21 protein-coding genes and 1 tRNA gene are annotated in these 25,040 nt (G+C 56.4%); 13 read left to right on the top strand and 9 right to left on the bottom strand.

Annotated elements, in window-relative coordinates; translation table 11 throughout:
• Positions 1–16: 16 nt before the first annotated feature.
• Positions 17–2,041 carry an NAD-dependent DNA ligase LigA gene (gene ligA, locus FF011L_RS01735; protein WP_145349699.1) on the bottom strand — a complete coding sequence of 675 codons (2,025 nt, stop codon included), beginning with the start codon at positions 2,039–2,041 and terminating at the stop codon, positions 17–19.
• Positions 2,042–2,494: 453 nt separating this feature from the next.
• Here ligA and gltX point away from each other — a divergent pair, with 453 nt between their 5' ends.
• On the top strand, positions 2,495–4,063 hold the full coding sequence (gene gltX / locus FF011L_RS01730) for a glutamate--tRNA ligase (protein WP_145349697.1): 1,569 nt from the start codon (positions 2,495–2,497) through the stop codon (positions 4,061–4,063).
• 558 nt (positions 4,064–4,621) lie between these two features.
• Here the strand turns inward: gltX and alaS are convergent.
• The 4 genes from alaS to FF011L_RS01710 form a co-directional block, all read right to left on the bottom strand.
• Positions 4,622–7,450: an alanine--tRNA ligase gene (alaS, locus tag FF011L_RS01725; RefSeq protein WP_145349695.1), complete on the bottom strand. Its 2,829-nt coding sequence runs from the start codon at positions 7,448–7,450 to the stop codon at positions 4,622–4,624.
• A gap of 233 nt (positions 7,451–7,683) precedes the next feature.
• The gene (locus FF011L_RS01720; protein ID WP_145349693.1) at positions 7,684–9,222 is read right to left on the bottom strand and encodes a trypsin-like peptidase domain-containing protein; all 1,539 of its coding nucleotides are present in this window, start codon (positions 9,220–9,222) and stop codon (positions 7,684–7,686) included.
• Between the two features lie 118 nt (positions 9,223–9,340).
• The gene (locus FF011L_RS01715; protein ID WP_145349691.1) at positions 9,341–10,147 is read right to left on the bottom strand and encodes an inositol monophosphatase family protein; all 807 of its coding nucleotides are present in this window, start codon (positions 10,145–10,147) and stop codon (positions 9,341–9,343) included.
• A gap of 149 nt (positions 10,148–10,296) precedes the next feature.
• Positions 10,297–11,286, bottom strand: a complete 990-nt coding sequence (locus FF011L_RS01710) for an aldo/keto reductase (protein ID WP_246109666.1) — start codon at positions 11,284–11,286, stop codon at positions 10,297–10,299.
• On the opposite strand from FF011L_RS01710, the gene FF011L_RS26090 reads away from it, so the two are divergent.
• The 6 genes from FF011L_RS26090 to FF011L_RS01685 all read left to right on the top strand — a co-directional run bounded on the left by FF011L_RS26090 (position 11,285) and on the right by FF011L_RS01685 (position 17,611).
• Entirely contained in the window at positions 11,285–11,488 is a 204-nt protein-coding gene (locus FF011L_RS26090) for a hypothetical protein (RefSeq protein WP_218932948.1), read from the top strand. The two genes, FF011L_RS01710 and FF011L_RS26090, sit on opposite strands and share 2 nt — an antisense overlap.
• A gap of 175 nt (positions 11,489–11,663) precedes the next feature.
• Complete coding sequence (locus tag FF011L_RS27160; protein ID WP_391560905.1) at positions 11,664–12,149, top strand: KAR9 family protein; 486 nt, start codon at positions 11,664–11,666, stop codon at positions 12,147–12,149.
• Between the two features lie 21 nt (positions 12,150–12,170).
• Positions 12,171–13,145: a hypothetical protein gene (locus tag FF011L_RS01700; RefSeq protein ID WP_145349687.1), complete on the top strand. Its 975-nt coding sequence runs from the start codon at positions 12,171–12,173 to the stop codon at positions 13,143–13,145.
• A gap of 494 nt (positions 13,146–13,639) precedes the next feature.
• Positions 13,640–15,466, top strand: coding sequence for an efflux RND transporter periplasmic adaptor subunit (locus tag FF011L_RS01695; RefSeq protein ID WP_246109665.1), 1,827 nt, complete (start codon positions 13,640–13,642; stop codon positions 15,464–15,466).
• Positions 15,466–16,272 carry an ABC transporter ATP-binding protein gene (locus tag FF011L_RS01690; protein WP_218932947.1) on the top strand — a complete coding sequence of 269 codons (807 nt, stop codon included), beginning with the start codon at positions 15,466–15,468 and terminating at the stop codon, positions 16,270–16,272. Before FF011L_RS01695 ends, FF011L_RS01690 begins: the two co-directional genes overlap by 1 nt.
• A gap of 4 nt (positions 16,273–16,276) precedes the next feature.
• On the top strand, positions 16,277–17,611 hold the full coding sequence (locus tag FF011L_RS01685; protein ID WP_145354855.1) for an ABC transporter permease: 1,335 nt from the start codon (positions 16,277–16,279) through the stop codon (positions 17,609–17,611).
• Positions 17,612–17,744: 133 nt separating this feature from the next.
• On the opposite strand, the gene FF011L_RS01680 is transcribed toward FF011L_RS01685, so the two are convergent.
• The 4 genes from FF011L_RS01680 to infC form a co-directional block, all read right to left on the bottom strand.
• A complete protein-coding gene (locus FF011L_RS01680; RefSeq protein WP_145349680.1) occupies positions 17,745–19,343 on the bottom strand; it encodes a hypothetical protein in 1,599 nt (532 codons plus the stop codon).
• Positions 19,340–20,119: a glycosyltransferase family 2 protein gene (locus FF011L_RS01675; RefSeq protein ID WP_145349678.1), complete on the bottom strand. Its 780-nt coding sequence runs from the start codon at positions 20,117–20,119 to the stop codon at positions 19,340–19,342. Before FF011L_RS01675 ends, FF011L_RS01680 begins: the two co-directional genes overlap by 4 nt.
• Positions 20,120–20,386: 267 nt before the next feature.
• Positions 20,387–21,193, bottom strand: coding sequence for a Nif3-like dinuclear metal center hexameric protein (locus FF011L_RS01670; protein WP_246109664.1), 807 nt, complete (start codon positions 21,191–21,193; stop codon positions 20,387–20,389).
• Between the two features lie 169 nt (positions 21,194–21,362).
• Complete coding sequence (gene infC / locus FF011L_RS01665) at positions 21,363–21,893, bottom strand: translation initiation factor IF-3 (RefSeq protein WP_145349677.1); 531 nt, start codon at positions 21,891–21,893, stop codon at positions 21,363–21,365.
• 399 nt (positions 21,894–22,292) lie between these two features.
• Here infC and FF011L_RS01660 point away from each other — a divergent pair.
• The 6 genes from FF011L_RS01660 to FF011L_RS26085 all read left to right on the top strand — a co-directional run bounded on the left by FF011L_RS01660 (position 22,293) and on the right by FF011L_RS26085 (position 24,923).
• Positions 22,293–22,366: transfer RNA gene (locus FF011L_RS01660), tRNA-Val, on the top strand.
• A 106-nt stretch (positions 22,367–22,472) separates the two neighbouring features.
• Positions 22,473–22,811, top strand: coding sequence for a hypothetical protein (locus FF011L_RS26680; RefSeq protein ID WP_246109663.1), 339 nt, complete (start codon positions 22,473–22,475; stop codon positions 22,809–22,811).
• Positions 22,812–22,936: 125 nt separating this feature from the next.
• The gene (locus tag FF011L_RS26675; RefSeq protein ID WP_246109662.1) at positions 22,937–23,482 is read left to right on the top strand and encodes a tyrosine-type recombinase/integrase; all 546 of its coding nucleotides are present in this window, start codon (positions 22,937–22,939) and stop codon (positions 23,480–23,482) included.
• Positions 23,483–23,593: 111 nt separating this feature from the next.
• Positions 23,594–24,214: a ParA family partition ATPase gene (gene parA, locus FF011L_RS01650; RefSeq protein WP_145349675.1), complete on the top strand. Its 621-nt coding sequence runs from the start codon at positions 23,594–23,596 to the stop codon at positions 24,212–24,214.
• Positions 24,211–24,453, top strand: coding sequence for a plasmid partition protein ParG (locus FF011L_RS01645; RefSeq protein WP_145349673.1), 243 nt, complete (start codon positions 24,211–24,213; stop codon positions 24,451–24,453). The genes parA and FF011L_RS01645 overlap by 4 nt, the downstream gene beginning before the upstream one ends.
• A 329-nt stretch (positions 24,454–24,782) precedes the next feature.
• Complete coding sequence (locus tag FF011L_RS26085) at positions 24,783–24,923, top strand: hypothetical protein (protein WP_218932946.1); 141 nt, start codon at positions 24,783–24,785, stop codon at positions 24,921–24,923.
• Positions 24,924–25,040: the final 117 nt, after the last annotated feature.

The raw sequence follows: 25,040 nt of genomic DNA, 5'->3' as shown, positions 1-25,040 counted from the left end.
CTTTTTTTAGCTACCCTTAAATCGATTCACTCTCTTGAATCAACTGGTCAAACGCATCCTCGTCTAGCACGGGAATCCCCAGTGATTCAGCCTTCTCTTTTTTGCTGCCCGCATTCTCACCGACGACGACGTAGTCGGTTTTGCTGCTGACGCTGCTGGCCGCACGTCCTCCAAGCTGCTCGATCAGCGCCTTGATTTCATCTCGTCTGTAACGCTGCAACGTCCCGGTGACCACCAATGTTTTACCCTGGAACACAAGGGGCGTTCCCTCTTCAGGTGCAGAAACCTGTTCCACCATCACGACCCCGACCGCTGCCAAATCATCCAGCGCCTGCTTACCTGATTCACTGGCAAGAAAATCATGCACGCTTTTGGCGATCACCGGGCCGACTTCGTCGATGGCTGCCAGCTGTTCCTGTGAAGCCTGCCGCAGTCCGTCCAGCGTTGGAAAGGTTTGCGTCAGGCGAGTCGACGCTCGTGGTCCGACGTGCCGGATTGCGATCGCCGTCAGGACTCGCGACAAACCACGCGTTCGGCTGTCCGCGATCGCTTTGACAAGCTTCTTTGCTTTGCGTTCTTTCACCAATTCCAAATTCTTAACGCAATCATCTGCGGTCAAGCGATACAGGTCGGCATAGCTGGAAACCATTTTCTGGGCGACCAGTTGATCGATCAATTTGTCCCCAAGACCGTCGATATCCATTCCATTGCGGCTGGCGAAAAACGCGATCCGCTGGCGCAGCTGCGCAGGGCAACTGGGATTAGGACAGCGAATCACAACGCCCCCTTCATCACGTTGCAGCTCCGCTTTGCATTCGGGGCAGGCGACCGGAAACTGGTACACCGGAAGCGGCTTGGTGCGAAGGTGCTTTTCGACTCGAACCACCTTGGGAATAATCTTCCCTGCTTTTTCGACAACCACCGTATCACCAACGCGGCAATCGAGCCGCTCGATCTCGTCGGCGTTATGCAGTGAAGCTCGACTGACCGTCGTATCGGCGATTTCAACCGGCTGCAGGTAAGCAACAGGCGTAATCGCCCCCGATTTTCCAACCTGAACATCGATCCGTTCCAAGACCGTCGTCGCTTCGTAACGTTCACGCTTGTAGGCGATCACCCAGCGAGGACTTTTGGAGGTATTACCCAGTTCTTCACGCTGGGCGAAGGAGTTGACCTTAAAGACGATCCCATCGACTTCAAAATCCAGCACCGGCAGATCATCCTCCAAATGTTCCATCGCACGAATAGCCTCTTCGGCCGTGCGAAACCGCTGCACGTCAGGCGTGGGGGGCAAGCCCAGTCGACCGATCTCCGCCAAAAAATCAAGGTGCGTCGTCGCCTGCAAACCTTCGTGAACGCCAAGTCCGTGACAGAAGAACCTCAAGCGGCGGGAAGCAGCGATCCGTGGATCAAGCAACCGGATCGTCCCGGCGGTGACGTTGCGGGTATTTTTAAAAGCGGGCAGGCCGGCCTCGGTTTGGCGAAGGTTCAATTCCACCAGGTCGGCATTGGTCATATAGACTTCGCCGCGGACCTCCAGCAGCTTTGGGACAGATTCCCCGCTCAGACGCAGCGGTACGCCCAGCACCGTCCGGATGTTGTGCGTGATATCGTCTCCAACTTTCCCGTTCCCCCGCGTCACGCCACGCACCAGCTGACCGTCTTCATAGACCAAAGAGGCGGCGACCCCGTCGATCTTGTACTCCATGATCCATTCAATCGGTGAATTGGGAAGCAGTTTTGTGGTCCGCTGAAAGTAGGCAGCCAGTTCCGACAGGTTGTACGTGTTATCGATCGAGAGCATCGGAAGGGCATGCTCGACCGCCGTCAGATGCTCCACCGGCGCGTCGCCGACTCGCTGCGTCGGGCTATCGGGCGAGGCGAACTGAGGATACGCCGCCTCCAGTTCCTTCAATTCTTCCAGCAGGCGATCGTACTGCAAATCGCTTATTTCAGGAGCCGCATCGACGTAATACAGACGATCGTGGTGACGTATCTGACTCGCCAGCTCCGTCATCCGCTGAGCAGGATTTGAAGGCATCGCCATTCCCTCCGGGAGATGCAAGGTTTGATAGGGGACCGCGCGCGCCGATAGATTACCGGATCCGGCAATGATAACGTAAGGGTGCAAGGTTTTTGGAGGTGCGAGCGTGGCAGGTTACGACAGTTTGCCCGCCACGACGCTGGTTCGCATGTGAACCAGGAATTGAAAAAGTTAAATTACAAAACACAAAATGGCTGTCCCGACGAGCGATTTTACTCTCTGTAATTCTCATTTTACGTTTTGCAGTCTCTCACGCCGCTGGTGGAATTTCGTGCCACGTAACGGAATCAGAAGAAGCTTTTTCGCCGCCTCACTTGACCTTTTCGTCGGCCTCCCCTGACGCTCCCCGGGTCGTCCTACCGATTCGAATCGATTACGTTCTTGCATTGAATTCAACAACACGCCCTCCGGGTGTGACACTGCCCCACCCAGGTTTGGATGTTCCCTGTAATGGTCCGTACACGATTTGCCCCTAGCCCGACCGGTTACCTTCATATTGGCGGCGTCCGAACGGCTCTCTTTAATTGGCTTCTCGCCCGGCAATCAGGCGGTCAATTCATCCTGCGAATTGATGACACCGATCAGCAACGCAACGTCAATGAAGCTTTGCAACCGATCTTAGAGGGATTTCGCTGGTTGGGCATGGACTGGGACGAGGGCCCCGAAGTCGGGGGCCCCCATGGACCTTACTACCAGTCGCAACGCGCCGATGGCTACAAGGCTGCGGCGGCACAACTGCTTGCTTCCGGTCACGCCTACCGCGATTACTCGACCGCCGAAGAACTGCAAGAGCAGCGGCAAGCCGCCGAAAAAGCGGGCAAGACCTTCGTCTACGACCGTCGCTGGATGGCCGAAGACGACGCGACCGCCGAAAAGTTTGCCGCTGAAGGACGCGGCCACGTGGTTCGTCTGAAAATGCCACGCGAAGGGGAGTGCGTGATCCAAGACCTTGTCCGTGGCGAGGTCCGTGTGCAGTGGAGCAGCGAACAGGATCACGTGATCCAACGAGGCGACGGCAGTTGCTTGTATCACCTGGCCAGCGTCGTCGATGACCATGCAATGGAAATCACGCACGTCGTTCGCGCCGAAGAGCATCTTCCCAATACGGCTAGGCAGATTTTCATCGCCCAGTCCCTCGGCTACGAACTTCCGCAGTACGCTCACCTGCCGTACGTCGCCGAACCGGGCGGGACCGCCAAATTAAGCAAACGGAAACTGGCCAAGTATTTAAAAAACCCTGAATTCTCCAAACTGATGCAGCACGGGCAATCGATCGCCGAACGCTGCAACATGACGGTCGATGCCGATACGTTTAATCCTGTCATCGTCGACTTCTACCGCGAGATCGGCTTCCTCCCGGATGCCGTTCTGAACTACTTGTTGTTGCTGGGCTGGTCGCTGGACGGTTCCACCGAATCGTTCGACCGTGAAGCGATGATCGAAAAGTTCTCGCTAGGCCGAGTCACCAAAGCCCCAGCAAGTTTTGACCCGCAAAAACTGACTGCATTCCAGGCCAACTGGATGCAAGGGTTAGAAACCAAACGCAAAGTCGCGATGGTTCTGCCCTACCTACAAAAAGCCGGCTTCATCGCCGACCCGCCTCCCTGCGAAACCTCGGACATCTTAACGACGGTACTGGAAGGCGTTGGCGACCGAGTCAAAGTTGCGGGCGACATCCTTGATTACAGCTATCTGTTTGTCAGTGCCGACGACGTTCAATACAACGACAAAGCATTCCAAAAACGGGTTGTCAAACCAGAAGACGCCGCACCGCTGCTAACAGAATTTGCAGCGACGCTAGATCAAATCGAACCGTTTGATGCCGCCAGCATCGAAACCGGCCTGAAACAGTTCTGCGAAACCAAAGAGATCAAAATCGGCCAGATCATCCACGCGTTACGAGTCGCCGCAACAGGACAACCGGCCGGCTTTGGGATGTTTGACACGCTCGAGATCCTAGGCCGCGACGAAGTCGCCAAACGGATCGCCAGAACCGTAGCACTGGCAACAAACGCGTAGCAGACAGCTGAACTTCACCAGTCACCCCAACGCATAGGCAGCCGTAAGATTTCCGCTTACGGGTTTGGCCCAATGCCACCGACTTTCTTAGCGGAACGGCGCGAGCCGTCCGGCAATCGTATTGAAAACACAATGAATTTGTCGGTCGGCTTGCGCCGTTCCGCTAAGAAAACTGCCCGCAGACGCCAACGTAGATAGCGTTGGGCTTGCCCCGGGAGGGGCTGGGAACTGGCAGCAACCTTTTTGTGTGATTGAAACGAGGCTCTTTCGGTGCCTCGTCGCCCCGCGGCAATCAGCGTTTGTCGCCCTTCGCTTTCGATTAAATCAACTCGCTGCGTCCGCGAGAAATCGCAGACCGTATTCCCGGTCCCTCGCTGACGCAGCGGGTTGGGATTTCGACAGCCGGAGGGTCAGCCCTATCAAATGCCGGGCAGAAGCAATGCGAACGTCTCTAGTAAATTGTCGCCTTTCGCGGAGCAAAAGGCGACAAACGCCCATGCTGGAACCACCGCCTGGCGACGGTAGCTAACGGCCGTTACGCACCGATGATCGACTGCGTTACTGCAGCTTGGCTTTCATGGTTGCTAGTGCGTCTTTGAGAGCTTCCGGCAACTTTGCTGGGTCACGGCCGCCGGCTTGCGCTAGATCTGGTCGTCCGCCTCCGCCGCCACCTACGATCTTTGCGGCGGCTCCTACCCATTCGCCTGCCTTCAATCCTTTTTCGACCAACGGCTTACTCAGCCCGCCAATCAGCACGACTTTGTCTCCCTGGATCGATCCAAGCAATATCGCGGCGGGACGATCGCTCTGCTTGCGAATCTGGTCGATCCAGGCTCGCATCTGATTCGGAGTCGCTTGCGGTGTTTCTTGCACGATCAATATGGCTCCACCGACCTCTTCAGCTTGCTCCAGCAGATCGCTTGCCGAAATCCCTTCTTCACCCGCAACTTGCTCGGCCTGCTTCAGCAATTGATCCCGCTCAGCGATCAGCGCGGTCAACCGGTCAGCAACATCGGTTAGCGAAACGTTCAGGTGCCTCGCGATTTCTCGCGAGACGGCTCGAATGGCCGGGTAATCAACACCTTGCAACGGAGTGACTTCAGTCGATTTGATTGGCAGTGGATCGACTTTGGATTCACGTCCTGCACTGATGTCTTTCTTCAGCGTGCGAACCTCTTTCATCAATTTGCCAATCCGTTCGGCAACCTTTTCGACTTTACATCCAAGGATCGCGAGAACCGATTCCAGGATGTTTTTCGTCTGCTGGCGATGTTCGGCGGCACGCGCTCCGGTAAGCGCGACAACGCGGCGAGTCCCGGCGGCAACACTTTCTTCCGCCACGACGGTAAACGATTCAACCTGATCGGAACTGGTTAGGTGAGTCCCTCCACACAATTCCTTGCTGAATTCACCCATCGATACCATGCGGACCGGATCGGGATACTTTTCACCAAACAACATCATCGCCCCAGCCTGTCGGGCTTCTATCAGTGGCAGCGTGTCCCACTGAATGGTCGCAGCCGCTGCGATCTGGTCATGAACGTCTTTTTCAATCTGGACCAGAGTTTCCTCATCAAGCGATTCTTGATTGCTGAAGTCAAACCGCAGCCAATCCGCATCAACTTTACTTCCCTGTTGCTGCGCATGTTGCCCGACGTTCTTTTGCAATGCGTAATGCAAGATATGAGTCGCCGAGTGAGCTCGCGCGATCGCTTGCCGCCGATCGACATCGACCTCTGCGGTGCATTCCGCACTCTCGCGAATTTCTCCGCGTTTCAGATGGCCCAAATGAACCAGCAGGCCAGCATGCTTTTGAGTATCCGTGACTTCGAATTCAAATTCATCGTTGAAGATCCGTCCGCTGTCTCCGACCTGGCCGCCCGATTCCCCGTAGAACGGCGAATGGTCTAGAACCACTCGCAACGTCTGATCGCGTCCCCCTTCGACGTGACTGAGCAGTTGCCCCTCGTCTTCTTTGCCGTGACCGTCGCCGCTAATAATCCCTTTGATCGTCGCGGGGCTGGAGGTTTTTTCGTAACCGATAAATCGAGTTTCACGTAGGGCTTCCTTCAGCGTTTCCAGCGGCCCGGTCTGAAACAATTCACGCTGCCCAGCGCCACTGACGCCAGCATGTTCGTCCATCGCCTGCTGATAGCCATCCCAGTCGAACGTGTAGTTATGTTCGGCCGCCAACGTTTGCAGCAATTCGGGCGGCACCCCATAGGTTTGGTACAGGTCGGCCGCTTGGCTGCCATCGACCGTGCCGTTGCCCTTGGTTTCCATCGTGGTAAACATCCGCTGAATCCGTTCCAAACCAGCATCGATGGTTCCGAAGAAGGTTTCCTCTTCGCGGCGAATAACCCCTTGGACTCGGTCGATCGTTTCTTTCAATTCGGGGTACGGATTGGCCATCGCATCGGTAACCGCGCCGACCAACTGGTACAGGAACGGTTCTCGAAGACCCATTTGGTGGCCATCGAGGACGGCCCGACGAATCAATCGCCGAATGACATATTTCGCGCCGTTGGCACCTGGGTAGACATTTTCGTGGATCGCGAAAGTTCCCGCACGGACGTGGTCCGTGATCCGGCGCAAGCGGCGACCGTTATCGCCGGCGTACTCGTAAGGAACCCCCACCACCTCCGCAGCCGCATGCACGATCGGCAGCAGGCTATCGATGTGGTAATTCGTCGGAGTCCCTTGTAGGACGCTTGCCGTTCGCTCCAGCCCCATCCCGGTATCGATGTTCTTGCTGGGCAGCGGCTGAAGGTTATCTGGCGGAGTTCCTTGGCGATTGAACTGGGTGAAGACCAGATTCCAGATTTCGACGCTACTATCGTCATCCAGCTGGTAATAGATTTCGCTGCAGGGACCGCATACGCCGTCGGGGCCAAGGCTAGGAGCACTGGCGGGCCAAAAGTTCTCGTCCTCTTCCATCCTGGCAATTCGCTTGGAAGGGAGCCCAATTCGCTCATTCCACAGCTTAAAAGCTTCGTCATCGTCTTTGTAGACGGTCACGGTCAGGCGATTCGGGTCGATTCCCAGCCATTTCTTTGAGGTCAGGAATTCCCACGCCCAGTCGATGGTTTCCTGCTTGAAATAGTCCCCGAAACTGAAGTTCCCCATCATTTCAAAGAACGTGTGGTGGTATGCGGTTCGGCCGACATTATCGATGTCTCCGGTCCGCAAACACTTCTGACAGGTGGTGGCCCGAGTGAAATCGAGCTTCACTTTCCCTAGAAAATGGTCCTTAAACGGGTTCATTCCGGCCGGGGTGAATAGAACCGACGGATCCCAAGTCGGCACCAGCACATCGCTCCCTTGACGCGAGCAGCCTTTGGATTCGAAAAATTCCAGGTATTTTTCACGCAGTTCGTCGGTCTTCATCGCAGGCCATCAGAGCGGTTGTCGGTAAGCGGGTGTAGGTGGTCGATGATACTCAAAGCGTGCGAAACGTGGGAGTCCTAGTGTTTTGAGCAACCGAATCCTACGGCGGGGGATGCCGCCAGCAAGTATTTTTCGCCCGCAAATCGTAGAGGACGAGGCAACGAGTCCCGCAAATCCGGACTCGTAGCCTCGTCCACTACGCATGCTCCTCCGGCCATCGCTCTATCGCCCACTCAGTCCTTTTGACCGACGATTGCTCGGAAGGGTCGCCCGTCGTTTCCGATCCCTTCCAGAGTGACTTCACCGTCGATGGCTTCGGCCTGTTCGTAAAACGCATCCGGTTTACTGACAACCTTGCCGTTGATGGTTTGCAGAAATTGCCCGGGCCGTAACCCCGCACGCCAAGTTGGCGTATCGGGGTCGACTCGCAAAATCGCCAAATCGGCTCGGCTGCCTTGACGCGAATAAAGCAACTGGCTGGGAGGCAGGGCGGTTGCCCAGTCGACTCGCATTCCCCGCCAAGTCGGTTCAGGGATTTCACTGTAAGCCGGTTTGCTTAGGCTCAGCTGCTTTTTTCCCAACGTAACTTTGATTCGCTCGGGCTGAACGGCTCCGACAAAATGATGTGCAACGAAGATCTCGACCTCCGATTCAGCCGGCCAGCGGCTTAGTTCGCGAAACAACTCCAAAGCCCCATCCGTACGGACTCCGGCAACGCTAAAAATAACGTCTCCGGCTCGAAGCCCCGCCTGATCCCCCGGCAACCCTGGGACGACTCGAGCAACCCTCGCTCCGCGACCTTCCAGTGTGTCTGCCGGTTCGATTCCGAGGAAACCAAAAGCGGGTTGGCGGCCCTCACGAAGGGTTTGGATCACCTGCCGCATCGGCTCGTCGATCGGGATGGCGTATCCGGCAGGTTGTTCAAAACCGGCGACCGCCGCAAGCGACGTGGTCAGGCCAACCATCTCCCCTTTTAGGTTGACCAAAGCGCCGCCGCTGCTGCCAAGATTTAATTTGGCATCGGTCTGCAACAACAATCCAAACTCAGCGAGCGACTGCTTCGCTTCAGGCGTCTGAGTACGGGTTTGCGGCAGGCGCGGGCGAGGCGTTCGCTGCAAGTTTGAAACGATCCCCCAGCTTGCACTCGGTTCACCATCGCGAGCGGTGGCATAAGGGTTGCCAAGCGAAACAACAAAACTGCCGCGACGTAAAGTCGACGCGTCTCCGAGCGGCATCGTGGGAAGATCTTCACCATCGATTTTCAGAATGGCAAGGTCGGTCCACGGGTCGCCCGCTTTGACCTTCGCCAAACTGCGAACCGCCGAAGCCTTCGCATGCCGTCCCTTCCAATAAACGTAATAGTCGTGCAGCTCAGGATCGTCCAAGACGTGATAGCAGGTCAGGATCAAACCGTCAGGAGAGAGGATCACGCCGGAGGCATAATGAGCCGGAATGAAATCGGGATCATCTGGATTTTCCGCCGCTTGTTCCGGAGTGGGAACATTGAACTGGAAAGACTCCACAACATTCACGGCCCCTTCCTTAGGGACTCGAGCGATCGCCACCACGGCCGGAGCCGCTCGATCGATCGCTGCGATCACGCTCTGCTCCATCGCGACCGCGATCGCCATTCCGTCGGGCGAATCCTGGGCTCTTAGGTCCGTAGGGAATAAAAGAAACACCAGCCCCACAAGAACGACAGCCCACCGTCTGGCGACGGCAGCTACGCTGGCCAGAGCGTGGGGGAAGCGGTAGCGTCGGTGGCAAGTCATCGCAGAAAACCAAATTGATCGGCAAGAGTTTTAAATGCATTGTACATGCCCACCGGCTGGCGTCGGGAGCGACGCTTGCCAGAGCGTGGGACAAAACAGCAACACCCACTGCCAAGAACTACGATTGCCAATGTTTTTTCGTAATCGCCAAGATCGCATCGTGCAGTCGATCATTCGAAGCGACCAAACTGGTTTTTGCCATTGGCAATTCGGTCCCGATCGCCGTGGTTACTTTTCCCCCCGCCTCCTCAACAAACAACCTGCCCGCCGCAAAATCCCACGGAGCCAGCTGAAATTCAAAGAACCCGCCAAACTGCCCGACACCGACCTGACAAAGGTCCAGCGAAGCGGTACCAAACCGGCGGATCCCGTGAATCTTGGTTTCAAACAAATCGCCAATCGCCGCCAAGGTCTTACGCATCATGTCGCCCCGGTCGTAATAGAACCCGCATCCGATCAGCACTTCTCCCAGACTTTCCGACTCCGCCACATGGACTCGTTGGCCATTATAAAAAGCTCCCTGGCCAGCGATCGCTGTAAACCAGTCGTCATGCACCGGATTGTAAACGACGCCCACCTGCGCGACTCCCGCGTGGTAATAGGCGATGGAGACAGCAAAATGCGGCAGACCATGAGCGTAATTATTGGTGCCATCCAGCGGATCGATCACCCACAGATGTTCGGCGTCCGCCGCCCCATGCAAGGTCTCCTCGCCCAGCAGTTCGTAGCCCGGCGTCTCTTTGCGAAGGACTTCGGCAATGTGTTGTTCGGAATGCAAATCGGCATCCGAAACCAAGTCATGGCTCACGCCTCCGCTCTCGGCCTTGTTGCGAATCAAAACGCCTTCCTTGCGATAGCGGAGCAGAATCTCTCCAGCTCCCAAAGCGGCTGATTTGGCAATTTCAAGAAGGCGTTCGTTTGTCATCAAGGTCTATCTCCAATGAAGGGTAAGCGTGTCGCCTTTCGCGGCGTGAAAGTGTGTTTACGGGCGATACTTTCGCGGAGCGAAAGGCGACAATTTTCTATGCGTCCGATTAAATCGACAGCCCGGTATTTGAGGCACAACCGACCTGCCTACTTTCCCGCATACCAGACGCCGCGATGCCAATTGTGTCTTTGCAAGACTTGCAGCAATGCCTCAGGCAGATCGGGCAGCGAGCTGGTGGCGATATTCTGTGACACTTGCTGAACGTTTCGCATCCCGACAACGACGCTGCTAACCGCCGAAGGAGAAAGCGCGAACTTGAGAGCGACGTCGGCCAAATGGTACCGTTCGGTCAATCCGAATCTCGCAACATCGTCAGCGATCGCCTGGACTCGCTTCACGGTTCGCTCCATCCGGTCTCCGGCAAAATAAGCCCGACGAAAATCGGTCTCGGCGAACTGGTGATCGGCTTTATATTTTCCTGTCAAAGCTCCCTCATCCAACGCGACTCGCACGATCACACCGGTCCCGGATTCCTCAGCAGCCGCAAACAATTCAGCGGCCGGTTCCTGCTGAAACAGGTTGAAGACAACTTGCACGACATCGACCAAACCGGTCTGCATCAAGGGGATCACGCTATTCGGATCTTGCTCGGGTGCACTGACGCCAACCAAGCGAATTTTTCCTTCCTCTTTCATCCGGCGGAGGACCAACAAAGGCTGTGGGTCTTCGTTCCAGGCTCGAGTCCAAGTGTGCAGCTGGAGCAAATCGATCCGTTCCGTCCCAAGCTGCTGCAAACGCTGCTGGACGTTCTCCCGCAGATACGCCGCGCTGTACCGATCCTGCCAACGACAATAAGGGGAGGGGGGCCAAGGCCCCGGGGCAGGCGGAGTCTTGGTAGCGACCAAGGGATGGTCGGTACGCGAAGCCAGAACCTGAGCGATCACCCGTTCGCTGCGGCCGTCTCCGTAGCCCGGAGCCGTATCGATCAGGTTGACCCCCGCATCCAGGGCCGCATGCAACGCCCCCACGGAATCCTTGTCCGACTGCTCTCCCCATTCACCCCCAAACGCCCAAGCCCCGAAACCGATTTCAGAAACCTCTAGTCCATGATCCCCCAAGGGACGTCGTTTCAACATGATAGATTTTTCAAAAAGGAAACCAAATTTCAAAGCCAACCCCTTTCAATATGAAGAATCAAAGGCCGATTCCATACCCCACGGTTTTGGAGAGGAGGGAGGGGAGAGGGGAGAGGGAGAGGGGGAGACAAGGAGACAAGGAGACAAGGAGACAAGGAGACAAGGAGACAAGGAGACAAGGAGACAAGGAGTGAAGGAGTGAAGGAGTGAAGGAGTGAAGGAGTGAAGGAGTGAAGGAGCGAAGGAGTGAAGGAGTGAAGGAGTGAAGGAGTGAAGGAGTGGAGGAGTGGAGGAGTGGAGGAGTGGAGGAGTGGAGGAGTGGAGGAGTGGAGGAGTGGGGCGGGGCGGGGGGGGGCGGGCGGTGCTAGTCTGGCTGGATGACGGAATTCGGACCTGGGCATCGACATATCAGTTTCCGCAATACTGTAAAACGCAAATCTCCGTGTCTCCGTGTCTCCGTGTCTCCGTGTCTCCGTGTCTCCGTGTCTCCGTGTCTCCGTGTCTTCCAACTTCCAACTTCCAACTTCCAACTTCCAACTCCCAACTCCCAACTCCCAACTCCCAACTCCCAACTCCCAACTTCCAACTCCCAACTCCCAACTCCCAACTCCCAACTCCCAACTCCCAACTCCCAACTCCCAACTCCCAACTCCCAACTCCCAACTCCCAACTCCCAACTCCCAACTCCCAACTCCCAACTCGGTGGCAAAATTTGCCGGTTGCACCGACACCGCGCGGCTTGCTTGCACAATTTCATCCCTTTCCTGACTCGCGAGGGTGTTGGTCTCAATCTCCTGCCGCCGCTTACCGATCTCTCTCAAGCAACGCTGCTATCATCGGCCTCCCGACTTACGGGAGGTTAGACTTCAAGGAGGGTCTTGCAGGTGTCTATGTTCTCGCCGACGCCCGTGTTGTCAGTCGTCGTCCCGCATTTAGGGGATGACGCCTCGTTTGAAACAAGTTTGGTTTCCGTTTTGGAAAACAGACCTCGCCGCTGCGAGGTCATCGTTTGCCACGACGGGAGCTATACCGATCCATTTGAACTGGGCGATGAAGTTCAGTTCGTGGTTTGCCCACAAAAAGATTTGCCGACGCAAGTCCTGACCGCCGCCCATCAGGCGAAAGGTCGGATCATGCACGTGCTAGCCAATGGCTTGCAGGCAACGGAAGGCTGGACGGAAGGCCCCGTCGATTGTTTCTCTGATGAGACAGTCGCGTCGGTATCGCCTGCGATCCAGCATGCCGATCAAAAAGCACTGGTCGCACTCGGCTGGAAACAGGGAAGCAGTTCGATCTGCAGCCCGGTCGCCTCTGGCAAGAAAAGTGCCACTCGGCACGATCGAGCCAGCGTCGATGGAGCTTACCTAAACGCTTCCTTTTGGCGTACCGATGTCCTTCAGTCGCTTGAGCGACTACCGACGCTGCGACAAACGAAAATCGCCGCAGCCGTTTGGACTTCGGCCGCCCAAGCCGTCGGCCTGCGATGCCACAGCGAAGCGACTTCGGTCGTCCTCGCCGATCGCTCAGCCGCATCGCGTTTGGTCACGGTTTCGTCCACGACCGCCCGGCACCTACAGTCGGTCGCAGCCGTCATCGAAGGAAAATCGGCCCTCCGAAGCGGAATGTTCAGCTGGTTGGCGAACATTCACCGCGTCGGCAACTGGGGAACCGCTTGGGGACGCACTTCCGCCGCATGGTCGGATGGTTCATTCCAGCAGCGATTACGTGCCGAACTGCCCGAAGCCTTTACAGCCGTACGATCCGCGGTCGCCGACGGAAATCGTCCAGCAACGCTTCCGCTAAATCGAGCCCAACCAACGGCTCCAGCCTCCAGCGCCCCGCTCCGGCGAGCCGCCTAGGACTGTAGACCATCGACGCGCTGCATGACCTTCTCAAAAGGTCATGCAGCCAGCTGGTCCACTGCCCCAGTCCGCCCCACGGAGCCGTCCGGCCCCCATTCTTAGCGGAACGGCGCAAGCCGTCCGGCCCCCGCACTTGGCCCAGCCGCAAGCGAAACGTCCACCACGCCAAATCACCCGAACGTAACGCCAGGCCCCAAATTCCTAGCGGAGCGGCACAAGCCGCCCACAAATCCATCGGGTTCTCACCACCAATGCCGGACGGCTCGCGCCGTTCCGCTAAGAAAGTAGACGGCACTGGGCGCAAACCGCTCCCCCACAACGAAACCGCCTCGAAATCCAGCACTAGCAAAGGGCATCGCCATCGCCTGCTAGCACCGGCAAAACTTTTTTATTACAGCAAAACCTATTCCGTTCTGCGGGGTTAGAATAGGTTGAAGGCGAGTTCCGTATTTTTCGCCTCCCTCCTCCTCCCCCTACCAAGGTTTCTTCTTGTGGCTGCGAAACCCCATGTTCCACGCGCTCGAAGCATCCAGCGGAATCCGTCTCTACAGCGGACCGGTGGCATCCTGGGTGGCGTCATCATCCTCCTTGTCGTGATCGCCGCTGTCGGTGGCGGAGTCTATTACTACTACCAAAACGGCAATAGCGAAGACCAAAACCGCAACCTGATCACCCATACCGCTTTCCGTGGATCTTTCGACCATATCGTGCTTGAACAAGGCGAAATCGAAAGTAGCCGCAATACGGAACTGATCTGTAACGTCAAATCGCGAACCGGAGGCAGCGGGATCGCCATCCTGTGGGTCGCCGACGAGGGAACCCCTGTCAAAAAAGGGGACAAACTGGTTGAACTCGATTCCTCGCAGCTTGAACAGGAACTGAAGCAGCAACGTATCGTCGTCGGCAATGCGGATGCCAACGTTGCCACCGGCGAAGCGGCCGTCAAGCAAGCCATGATCGCTCGCCAGGAGTACCTCGAAGGGGTTTTCATGACGGACGAAAAAGCGATCGAAAGCGAAATCGCCATCGCTCAGCAAGAACTTCGCAAAGCACAACTCGCACTCGATAGCTCCGAACGCCTGGTCGCCAAAGGCCTGGTCAAATCCCTGCAACTGGAAGCCGACCAGTATGCCGTCGCCAACGCTCGCAACCAACTGGAAGCAAACCAAGGTCGCCTAAAGGTCCTGCAAAACCTGACGCGTCAGAAAATGCTGGTGCAGTTTGACAGCGATATCGCGGCCGCTCGAGCCGGCCTGGAAGCCTACCGCGGGACCCAGGAAGAAGAAACGGAAAAGCTTGAAGAGATCCGCGAGCAAATCACGGCCTGCGTGATGTACGCTCCAACCGACGGAGTGGTAGTCCATGCGAACAAATACAGCAGCCGCGGCGGCAACGCCGAAGTCGTGATCGAACCGGGAGCCATCATCCGCGAACGCCAAGCGATCATCCGCCTGCCCGACCCAAGCGAAATGCAGGTCAGTGCCAAGATCAACGAATCACGCGTCACCCTGCTGGAAGAGGGCATGCCCGCTCGAATCCGCGTCGACGCGATCCCCGGACTGCAACTGCAGGGCCGAGTCACCAAGGTCAATCGCTATGCCGAACCGGGCAGCTGGATGAGCTCGTCGATCAAAGAATATGGCACCACGATCAAGATCATCGACCCTCCACCATCCATCCGGACCGGAATGACGGCCGAAGTTCAAATCTTCGTCCAACAACTGGACGACGCTCTCCAAATCCCGATCCAAGGGGTTTACGAATACCGCGGCAACACGCTGGCCCTGATGCGAGGCTCCAACGGAGAACTCGAAACCCGAAATGTAACCGTCGTCGCCACGAACGACAAAATGGCGACGATCTCTGACGGGATCACCGAAGGCGAAGATGTCGTCCTGAACCTTCGCGACCATCTGGACCTAGTCAATCTGCCCGAAGTTGCCGCGATCGACAATTCCGATATGGCCGCCCTCCGCCAGGCTCCGGGAGCTAAAACAGCCGACGCCGACGGCCCTAGCAATGCAGGACCGCCTTCAGGTGGCCCCCCAAGCTCCGCCGCCGACATCGTCAATCGAACCTTTGAATCGAACGACACAGACGGCGATGGGATTCTTTCCAAAGAAGAAATCGCTGCAATGGACGGCAACCGTCGCGATCGAATCGCCGAAGCCGACACCGATGGCGACGGAGCGATTACGCGAGCCGAAATGACAGTTGCCGCTGGCAAAATGATGGCCGCGATGCGGGCCCGCCAATCGGGCGGTGGCGGCCCTGGCGGTGGACCTCCAGGTGGCGGTCGCGGGCGAGGAGGATCCTAATGCCTAACGCGATCCCACAACCGGCTGCAGCATCCGCCGCAAAATCGAATCGCCTGGCCACCTCCATTTGCGATGTCCGCAAGGAGTATGTCCTTAAAAGCGAGACCGTTCGAGCCCTCCGCGGGGTCTCGTTCGACGTTCCCGAAGGGGACTTCGTCGCGATCATGGGTCCGTCGGGTAGCGGCAAAAGTACGCTGCTGAACCTGCTCGGCTGCCTGGACAAACCGACCGCTGGCCACCTGCTGCTTGGCGAAGACGACATCTCGTCGATGAGCGATGACGAATTGGCTGAAATTCGCAGCCGCCGCATCGGTTTCGTTTTCCAATCCTACAACCTGATTCAGCAATTAACCGTCGTCGAAAACATCCAGGTCCCGCTCTACTACCAGGGCCGACTCGGCTCGGAAGAACGCCGACGCGCCACCGACCTGGCCTCCACGGTCGGCCTGGGCGACCGCTTGGACCACCGCCCCAACCAACTCTCCGGTGGTCAACAGCAACGTGTCGCGATCGCACGATCACTGGTCAACGATCCCTACTTTATCCTGGCCGACGAACCGACAGGTAACCTGGACTCCAAAACGACCGAAGAGATCCTAACCTTGTTCGACCGCCTGAACGGGGAAGGGCGAACCATCATCATGGTCACCCACGAAGACGAAGTCGCCCGCCGTGCCAAACGCGTCGTCCGCCTGAAAGACGGCCTGCTGCGAAGCGATACCACCAACGACGAAGCCGACAGACAACTGGCCCGCGAAGAACAGAAGGCTGCCGTAATCGCCTTGGCCGCTCGAGAGGAAGACTAACATGATGATGTGGATTCGGACGCTGCAATTGGGCGTCAAAAGTCTTCTCCTTCACCCGCTCCGCAGCGGACTGACGATGCTGGGAATCCTCATCGGAGTCTGGGCGGTCATCGTGCTGACCGCCATCAGCCAAGGAGCCAGCGATCAAGTCCAACAACAACTGGAATCCCTTGGGGCCGACACGATCATCTTGGTCAGCCTAAAACCACCGCCCGAAAAACTGACCAGCACCTCTGCGCTCAAATACGGCCTGACGCGCGACGAACTGGAAATGATCAAGGCCAACGTCCCCACCCTCCGCAGCGTCGTGCCGATCCGAGAAATCCGCCGCCAGTTCACCCGAGGCGACAACACCGTCGACGGTCGCCTGGTCGGTTGCACTCCCGGCTATGCCCAGGTCAACCGCCTAGAACTACGCGATCGAGGCGGACGCTTCTTAACCGATGCCGACAACAGTTCGTCGGCGACCGTTTGCGTCCTGTCCTCTGGAGTCGCTGACCGCCTGTTCCCTTACGAAGACCCGCTGGGCAAACGCGTCTACGTCCCTGAAAGCACCGATTACTACCAAGTGGTCGGAGTCCTTAAACACCGCAACGCCTCCGCTGCAATCGGCGGTTCGCTGGACGCTCAAGATTTCTCGAACGACATTTACGTTCCGCTACAGACCGTTCGCACCCGGATCGGCGACCGAATCGTGACTCGCCGCAGCGGCCAATTCCAAGTCGAAGAAATGGAATTGAACCAGATCACGCTGCGAGTAAACGGAGGCGAAGAGTACGTGCGGAGCACCGCCAAGATGCTTGAATCCATGATCAAACCGAGGCACGAAAACCTCAGCGACGCCGCCGTCGTCGTCCCCCTGGAATTGCTGGAACAAGCCCGCAACCTTCGCCTGATGTTTCTCGGGATCGGGGTCATGATCGCCTGCATCTCGCTGATCGTCGGCGGGATCGGGATCATGAACATCATGTTGGCAAGCGTTACCGAACGAACCCGCGAAATCGGTGTTCGCCGAGCCTTAGGGGCGAAGCGATCGGACATCACCAGACAGTTCCTTGTCGAAACCGTCGCCCTCAGTTTCGCAGGCGCCATGCTAGGCATCGCCTTGGGATTCTTAGGCCCGCCGATGTACAACGGTTTCCTAGGGCAGGTCGCCTACTGGGCACCTGACAAATTCGCTGCCCTCCCCGAAGTCATTCGCGATGCAAAACCCAAGATCGTCTACGCCACGATCCCGTTGGCCGTCATCATCGCCATGTCAGTAGGCCTAGCAAGCGGACTCTACCCCGCAATCCGAGCCGCAAGAATGAACCCCATCGACGCCCTACGTCACGAATAAACCGACAGCCTGGCATCGAAAGCAGAGAAAGACCGAAGCCTTTCGCGGGGGTGTGCATTGCATCGATGCAGCAAGAACCACCGTCTGGCGACGGTGGCTACGGCAGGCACGGCGTCCTTTCGCCCGCGGCTACTTAGTGCTGCGACAGTAACTTCGTGAACGTCTCGTCCAGCATCTCAAGTGGATATGCACAAAATGGGATCTCGCGGCTGGCCAGTACATTCCACTGACGCGAATGCTCTTGAGCCTCACGCTGCTGTGCGGCCAACCGACTTCGGACAGAATCTAGCATTGCCGACAACTTTGTGTTGACGTCCATCAATCGCCGATGCCATTCCGACTTCTCCGCTCCCGTCGGAACGTTTGCCAACAAGGCACGATGCTCGGCCAACAACTCTTCTGGACGGTCCGCTCCCGGGAAAAATCGCTGAGGGTTAAAACGGGTGTCGCGGATCATTCGCTGCAACCTTGTCACACTCTCCGAATCCGCCGCTTCACCGATCCGAGGCAACCATACGGTCGCCGACATCACCATAAAACTAGGCGGCGTGATCTCGAAGAAGCGCCCCATAATCCGGTCCCCCAACTGATCGTATTTTCCTCCGCCGATTCCGTGCAGGAACAAGTCCCCCAAGATCAAGCGGGAATACATCGTGGTCACCAAAGCCCGCGGCCGCAATTTGAAATTCGCAGACTGCAACCGGTACAGTTGGTCCGCCATCTCGGGTGATTCGGGATCGTAATCGATCGAAACCGTTACTCCCTGCAGGTCCGATAGGTAAAGCAAATCGCCTTGCTGCTTAACCCAGACCTGCCGCCGTTCCGGAGCATCGTCGCCATACAACCAAAGTGGAGCCTCCAGCCAGCCGTCGCTCTCACCCAACAGGGGAACGGGGTGAGCTTGACTGCGGATCCCATGAGCCGCGCGGTACTCTAAAACCGAATCGTTGTAGCACGCATGCAGGCGAGGCAAATCACCGACCAATCCGATCAAAAATGCCGCAAACGACCGACTGCGACAAGCGACGCTCAAGGGCAACTCCAACGTCTGCAGCCCCAATTCGCCTTCGACAGCATGCCGAGCACTTGCCAGTGCACAGCCCGTATTTTCGCATCGCTCAGCGGCCTTGCGAGCGTGCTTCCACATCTCGAAAACGCAGGGAGAATCGACCCACGGAGCGACCGCAGCGGCCAGCCGTTCGTCGAAGGAGTTGAACAGCTGGCGATTCGCAATCCGGTGCTGCTCAAATGGAACGCTCGCTCCCGGATCATCGTATGCAATCGAAGCCGCCTGAATGCGACCATCCGGGCCCTCCGCAGGCACGCGAACCGACCCGCTGCCTCGCAGGTCGTTATCGACAACCAAATTGATCGGAGTCGCCGAAAGCGAATGCCCGAGTTTGGAGAGTGCAAAGTTCTTAAACCAAACCCCCGGATGAAACAGCTGAGGCTGATGCCCCGCCAGGAGAATCGATGTGGGGTCCTGAGGCCCCGAGTAGTCTCGGTAAGCCGACGTGTATTGGTTGGCCGCCGCCAGCAGATCGACCCGAGCCTGCTGCCGCAGCTGAGCGATCGGAATCCCCGCGAATTCGAACGACCAGCCTGCAGCCAATCGCTGATTCTCTTTCAGCAAGCCGGGAGCTTCAGCCAAAGGGGGAGAGACCAACGCTGTCTGATCAGCGCGGGGAACCTGGTAGGCCTGAAAAGGTGTTGAGACTTCCAGCGTTATCATCCCAGTGAATTCTGGCAAAGCGAAGAACGGGCAGCCGGAATTGTGCGTCCATCGGCACAAACCGCAGCCAGCGATTGTTCAATCACCTGATTGTAATAACGCAGACGAGTTTCCGCATGATCCAAAGACCCACCAAAAGACCGTTCAAGATCTAAATAGATCAACGGAACCGGTAATTCCCGCACACTTAACCCCGCCGCAGCCGCCTCCACCCACAATTGCAGGGGCATCGCGTAACCGTCGTCGGTAATCCGCAATTTTTTCAGCCCCTCCGTCCGATACGCCTTAAAACCGCAAAAAGCGTCGGTCAAATCGATCCCCAACTGCTCATTGATCTGTTTGGTGATTTGACGATTGATGACCAACCGCTGCTGAGGGGGCTGACTATCGCCTTCGTACTGCTTTAAATATCGACTGCCCGACACAATATCAACGGTTTTGGCCGCTTCGATAAAGCGAGGAATTCGCTTGGGCTGATGCTGGCCATCGCAGTCCAGCGTCACGATCCCATCATACCCCTCGTCGATTGTGTACTGAAAAGCGGTCTGCAGCGCTGCACCGTAGCCACGGTTTTTCGGATGTCGAATGACCTGCACATCCTCACGAGCCTGCAGAATCTCCGAGGTCCCATCCGTGCTCCCGTCATCGACCACCAGCACATCACCAGCATAAGCCAGGACTTCGTCCAGAACCCCGTCGACGTAGGCAGCCTCGTTATAAACGGGCAGGGCAACCAACCAACGTTCGTTGCTTTCACCAGGCTTTACAGTACTCATACAGACTCAACTCCAAACTTAAGTAACTCAATGCCCCCAAACCGCAGATGCAGCTTTTGTGAATCCCGCCTTTCACTCCGCGAGAGAACGTCTTTTTGAAGCAACTTTCGCGGAGCGAAAGGCCACAAAAACCATCACCGATTGATTTCACGTCTCTCACAGGGCCAGCGTCACCAATACCAAGCAATTCCCGGGCCACACTCACCCCACGAGGCCTCCTCAAGATGACTGACGGCTGGACACAACCGCCAATCCTATGCGAAACGCTTACAATTGGCGAATCGGGTCGGCTTCATTCTCGCTGGGCCAGATCGTCAAATCTGGATGCAATCCTGCCAGTTGGGCAGCCATCGACTCCATCGCGAACCGTTCACTGGCATAGTGCCCCAGCATAACCAGCCCAATCCCCCGCGATTCCGCATCCAGGCAGGTATGGAAAGTCGCTTCGCCGGTCACCATTGCATCGCAACCCACTCGAGCTGCCGCATCCAGGAAACTGCCGCCACTGCCGCAGGCGAACGCAACTTTGGCAACGCGATGTTCGGGATTTCCCACAAAACGAACTCGACTGGAAGCAGTCGCCTCACCAATCCGTGCAGCCAACTCTCGGACCGTCACCGGTTCGACAAATCGCCCGCAGCGGCCGGCCCCAAGCGGCTCGGTCGCGTCGTCCGCCGGGGATTCAAACGGGACCAAAGGAACCACCGAATCCAAACAGAGCAGGTCGGCCAACTGGCGGTTAACGCCGCCGGAAGCCGAATCCCAAGCGGTGTGCGAGCTATAAACGGCGACGCGTGCTTGAATCAGGTCTAGCAACATCCCTCCGGCGATCGTATCTCGAGTCAACCGAGGAAGCGGCTTGAAGGGCAGGGGATGGTGGCTGATAACCAGATCAACCTGCCGAGAAACCGCTTCGGCAACAACGGCAGGGGTAATCGTCAGACAGACCATGACACGCTGAACACTCGCTTTGCGGTCACCGACCAACAGGCCGACGTTATCCCAGGATTCCGCCAGCTTTAGCGGGGCCAAAGAGACGAGAGACCGAGAAAACTGTTCAATCGTCAAAGCCATATCGAAGCGCAGAGCGAGGGAGAGGCGGGTAGGCGCGAGAAATCATCCACCATGTGCAGGAAGCACACGTTCCGGTAAACGGACGGCTCACCGATAAACGGACGGCTCATCACCCAGAAGCCACCACCCGCAGCGCGATCGCGTGCGGTTGGCGGACTTTAGTGGTGCACTAGCGGGGAGCGATCATGCAGATCATACGACGACCGTGTTGCTGCGGAGTCGTTTCGACCTTGCCATACTCACTCAAGGTCTCAATCACCGATTGCATGACCTTACGGCCTTCTTCGATGTGAGCCATTTCACGCCCACGAAACAAGACCGATACCTGGACTTTGTCCTTGTGCTGCAGGAATTTAATCGCCTGCCTCACGCGGGTATTGATATCCTCTTGACCCGTTTTGGGACGAAGCCGGATTTCTTTGGTTTTGTTGTGAGTTCCACCGTGATTCTTTTTCTTATTCTTCTCGTACTTATATTTGCCGTAATCCATGATTCGGCAAACCGGAGGTCGCTCAGTCGGAGCGACTTCCACCAAGTCCAAGCCTGATTCGCGGGCCTTTTCGAGAGCTTCTTCAGTCGGGATGATCCCCAACTGCTCTCCGTCATCCGCGATGACACGAATAGGAGTGATTCGAATTTGGGCATTAATGCGAGTGGAATCGCGTTGTTCGGTTTGTGGGGGTCGTCGTGCCAGTGCCACCAAAAAGTCGCTCCTTAGCCGGGTGGTGTTCCCAGCGGATGTGAATCGAAAGGCCTCCTCACTAGCCCAGGGCAATCGCAAGGGTTCAAAACAAGAACCCTCATACCTAGCACGCCAGCAGCGCATTGTAGTGAAGAACCATTGACTAGAGAGTATCGGGGGTCTGCAACCCACAAGTCAACAGAGATTAAGCCGATTTTGCCGGTTTTACCCTATTTGCCTTTCTCCTGTAACGATATCGGGATCAAAAAAGAGGGGCTTGACGCAAACGCAAACTCTTCACAAACTACCGAACCCTCACGCGAAACAAGACATTCACTTTTTTGAAATCCAAAGCCGATTTCCAAGAAGCAAACTTGTTTAACCGTGAGGAATGGAGGCCCACAAGGCACCTCACAAGGGCGATTAGCTCAGTTGGTTAGAGCGCCACGTTGACATCGTGGAGGTCACAGATTCGAGTTCTGTATCGCCCACTCAAAAAACCCTGCGAAAGCAGGGTTTTTTCTTGCCCTGACAGCAACCATTGCAATCCTTTTACCGGCACATGCACGAAACTATGCACGTAATCGGAGAGCAATCATGGCACGGCCAAGCAAACCGTTCTACCGAAAGCAGACCAAAACCTGGTACTGCTCCATCGACGGACGTCAGATCAGGCTCGGCAAAGAAAAAGAAGCCGCCGATAAAAAATTCCACGAATTGATGTGCGACCAGACTTCGGTCAGTGCTGAAATCACAACCCTCTACGATCTATCCCAGAAATATCTGGATTGGGTCCAGAACAATCGGAAACAGGGGACCTACAACAACAATTTGCTGTACCTGAAGAGCTTTATCGCGTCGGTCAGCAAACGAATGAAGGTAGGCCAGCTTAAGAAGCACCACATCACCAAGTGGACCGGCAACAATCCCCACTGATCTGACACCGCTACCAACGACGCCATCGCGATCGTTCAGCGGATGCTCAACTGGGCCGTCGAAGGGGCTATCTGAAGTACACCCCTCTACCGAAGGTTCGCAAGCCACGGCGGAAACGCCGAGACGTGGTTTACACAAGTGACCAATGGCAACAAATTAAAGACGCCGCCACAGGACCGCTCGTTGAGCTTCTCGATTTTCTTTACTTGACCGGCTGCCGGCCCAAAGAGGCCCGTATCGTCGAAAAGAAACACCTCCACGACGATCTCGTCCTGTTCCCCGCCGATGAATCCAAAGGCGAAACGGCCCCCCGAGTCATTTTCCTACCGCCGGAAGCCAAAGAGATCCTCGATCGTTTGGCAACGGACCGCCCCACCGGAACCTTGTTTTTAAACGCCCGCAACAACCCGTGGACGAAAGATGCAATCAAATGCCGCCTACGCCGGATCAGCGAAAAAGTAGGGCTCCGAGTCATCGCATACGGGGCGAGACATAGCTATGCCACCAACGCCCTAACGACCGGCGGTGTCGACCTAATCTCGCTCGCACATCTAATGGGACATAAAGACACTGCGATGGTCTCCCGTGTCTACAGTCACCTAACCAAGAACCCCGACTTCCTACGAGCCCAAGCACGCAACGCGATCAAAAAACGAGACGAGGCCGGGTGAGCGTTTCGGATCTTGGATCAATGGACGAAGAAAACGATTGCGCTCGGGTAAAAAGTCCTGTAGCGTGAAGTCGTAACAACGTGCAATCGGATGCACAGAAATACGACGAACATGATTTATGCATTCTTGAACCAAAAAGGCGGTGTCGGCAAGACGACGCTCTCCATTCATACCGCGACTGAACTATCCAGTCGCGGGCGACGTGTCTTGCTAGTCGATGCAGACCCACAGGGCAGCTCTTTGGCGTGGTCGAACTACCGAGAGAAATCCGACTTCACCGTCGTAGGGATGGCCAAAGCGACAATCCACCGAGAAGTCGAAAGCTTGGCCCAGGACTACGATGACGTAATCATTGACGGCCCACCACGAGTCACCGAGTTAGCGCGATCGATAATCCTGGCGGCGGACGTTGTCGTCATCCCGCTGCAACCGTCGCCAATGGACGTTTGGGCAGCTGCGGAAACCGTAGATCTTGTCCGCGAGGCGCAGGTGTTCAAACCAAACATTAGGTGCTGCCTCATGCTCAATCGCAAGATCGCCAACACGGCAATCGGAAGAGACGTCAGGGAAGCACTGGCCGAACTAGAAGTGCCGATCCTGAAAAGTGACATCGGGCAACGTGTCGCATTCGCCGAAACGGCAGCGAACGGAGCAACCGTACTCGATCAGCAGAGATCGAAAGCCGCTAAGGAAATCAAAAAATTCGTCAATGAACTGAGGAGGATCAAATGAGCAAACGAATCACCATGTCAGCACGCCCAAAGCCGAAACCCGAGGTCGACAATTGGGTGGAAATGCGAGAATCGTCGATTGATGTTAAACCGAGAACCAAACCAAAGCGGTTAACCATCGATATCGATCCCGAACTGCACACCGAGCTAAAAATCAGCTGCGCCAAGCGAGGCATTCAAATCGCCGACCTCCTGAGAAACTTGATTGAAGGCGATGTTCGCAGGCACGACCGTGGGTAATTCGACTTAACAATCAGCGGACTTCGGAAGCCGCCGACCCAGCTATTGGTAGCAGAAACGGAAGTCCTTCTCGGCCAATTTAAAAAGGCTCTTCCCTATCGAGCACCACAGGTGTTTCTCGCTTCTTCGGTATTCGAATCTGACTTCGCTTCGGCAGTCGCCACCTTTCTCCATGAGCACACGCACATATACGGATAGGATTGTGGCCGCGAGTTTACTATGCCCTGACATGGCTGATAGCGTCCGTTATTCGGAATCGAAACAGCCTGGACAGGTTCGAGAAAAGCTGGAACCAGGCAATCCGGAAGGTCAAAACAGAGAGAAAGGCAATGAAATCCACGCAGAACAATGGGCAGGGAGTCGATATCGCGTCCCTTTCCGAGCCAGAAATGCGTCGTGCCCTAGGACTATTACCTCCAGTCCAGGTCCGTCGCCTTGTGCAGCGTCTAAACGAAGAAAATCAACAATAAGTGAATTTCCCGGACCGGCAGTGGGGGCACATTGCGACACGGTCGGATCGGGGGCGTGCTTCGTATGCGTTTATGTCGATTTCGACATGCCTGCCTTATTCCGTTTCCGAGAAGTTT

Origin of the sequence: Roseimaritima multifibrata (genome assembly GCF_007741495.1) — a bacterium.
GTDB lineage: Bacteria > Planctomycetota > Planctomycetia > Pirellulales > Pirellulaceae > Roseimaritima > Roseimaritima multifibrata.
The sequence above is the reverse complement of the archived record's forward strand: the minus strand, read 5'-3'. Positions and strand labels throughout refer to the sequence as shown.

Excerpts from the sequence above, each read along its gene's own strand:
- ligA (WP_145349699.1), bottom strand. The coding sequence starts at position 2,041 with ATGCCTTCAAATCCTGCTCAGCGGATGACGGAGCTGGCGAGTCAGATA.
- gltX (WP_145349697.1), top strand. The coding sequence starts at position 2,495 with ATGGTCCGTACACGATTTGCCCCTAGCCCGACCGGTTACCTTCATATT.
- alaS (WP_145349695.1), bottom strand. The coding sequence starts at position 7,450 with ATGAAGACCGACGAACTGCGTGAAAAATACCTGGAATTTTTCGAATCC.
- FF011L_RS01720 (WP_145349693.1), bottom strand. The coding sequence starts at position 9,222 with ATGACTTGCCACCGACGCTACCGCTTCCCCCACGCTCTGGCCAGCGTA.
- FF011L_RS01715 (WP_145349691.1), bottom strand. The coding sequence starts at position 10,147 with ATGACAAACGAACGCCTTCTTGAAATTGCCAAATCAGCCGCTTTGGGA.
- FF011L_RS26090 (WP_218932948.1), top strand. The coding sequence starts at position 11,285 with ATGATAGATTTTTCAAAAAGGAAACCAAATTTCAAAGCCAACCCCTTT.
- FF011L_RS01710 (WP_246109666.1), bottom strand. The coding sequence starts at position 11,286 with ATGTTGAAACGACGTCCCTTGGGGGATCATGGACTAGAGGTTTCTGAA.
- FF011L_RS27160 (WP_391560905.1), top strand. The coding sequence starts at position 11,664 with ATGACGGAATTCGGACCTGGGCATCGACATATCAGTTTCCGCAATACT.
- FF011L_RS01690 (WP_218932947.1), top strand. The coding sequence starts at position 15,466 with ATGCCTAACGCGATCCCACAACCGGCTGCAGCATCCGCCGCAAAATCG.
- FF011L_RS01685 (WP_145354855.1), top strand. The coding sequence starts at position 16,277 with ATGATGTGGATTCGGACGCTGCAATTGGGCGTCAAAAGTCTTCTCCTT.
- FF011L_RS01680 (WP_145349680.1), bottom strand. The coding sequence starts at position 19,343 with ATGATAACGCTGGAAGTCTCAACACCTTTTCAGGCCTACCAGGTTCCC.
- FF011L_RS01675 (WP_145349678.1), bottom strand. The coding sequence starts at position 20,119 with ATGAGTACTGTAAAGCCTGGTGAAAGCAACGAACGTTGGTTGGTTGCC.
- FF011L_RS01670 (WP_246109664.1), bottom strand. The coding sequence starts at position 21,193 with ATGGCTTTGACGATTGAACAGTTTTCTCGGTCTCTCGTCTCTTTGGCC.
- FF011L_RS26680 (WP_246109663.1), top strand. The coding sequence starts at position 22,473 with ATGGCACGGCCAAGCAAACCGTTCTACCGAAAGCAGACCAAAACCTGG.
- parA (WP_145349675.1), top strand. The coding sequence starts at position 23,594 with ATGATTTATGCATTCTTGAACCAAAAAGGCGGTGTCGGCAAGACGACG.
- FF011L_RS01645 (WP_145349673.1), top strand. The coding sequence starts at position 24,211 with ATGAGCAAACGAATCACCATGTCAGCACGCCCAAAGCCGAAACCCGAG.
- FF011L_RS26085 (WP_218932946.1), top strand. The coding sequence starts at position 24,783 with ATGAAATCCACGCAGAACAATGGGCAGGGAGTCGATATCGCGTCCCTT.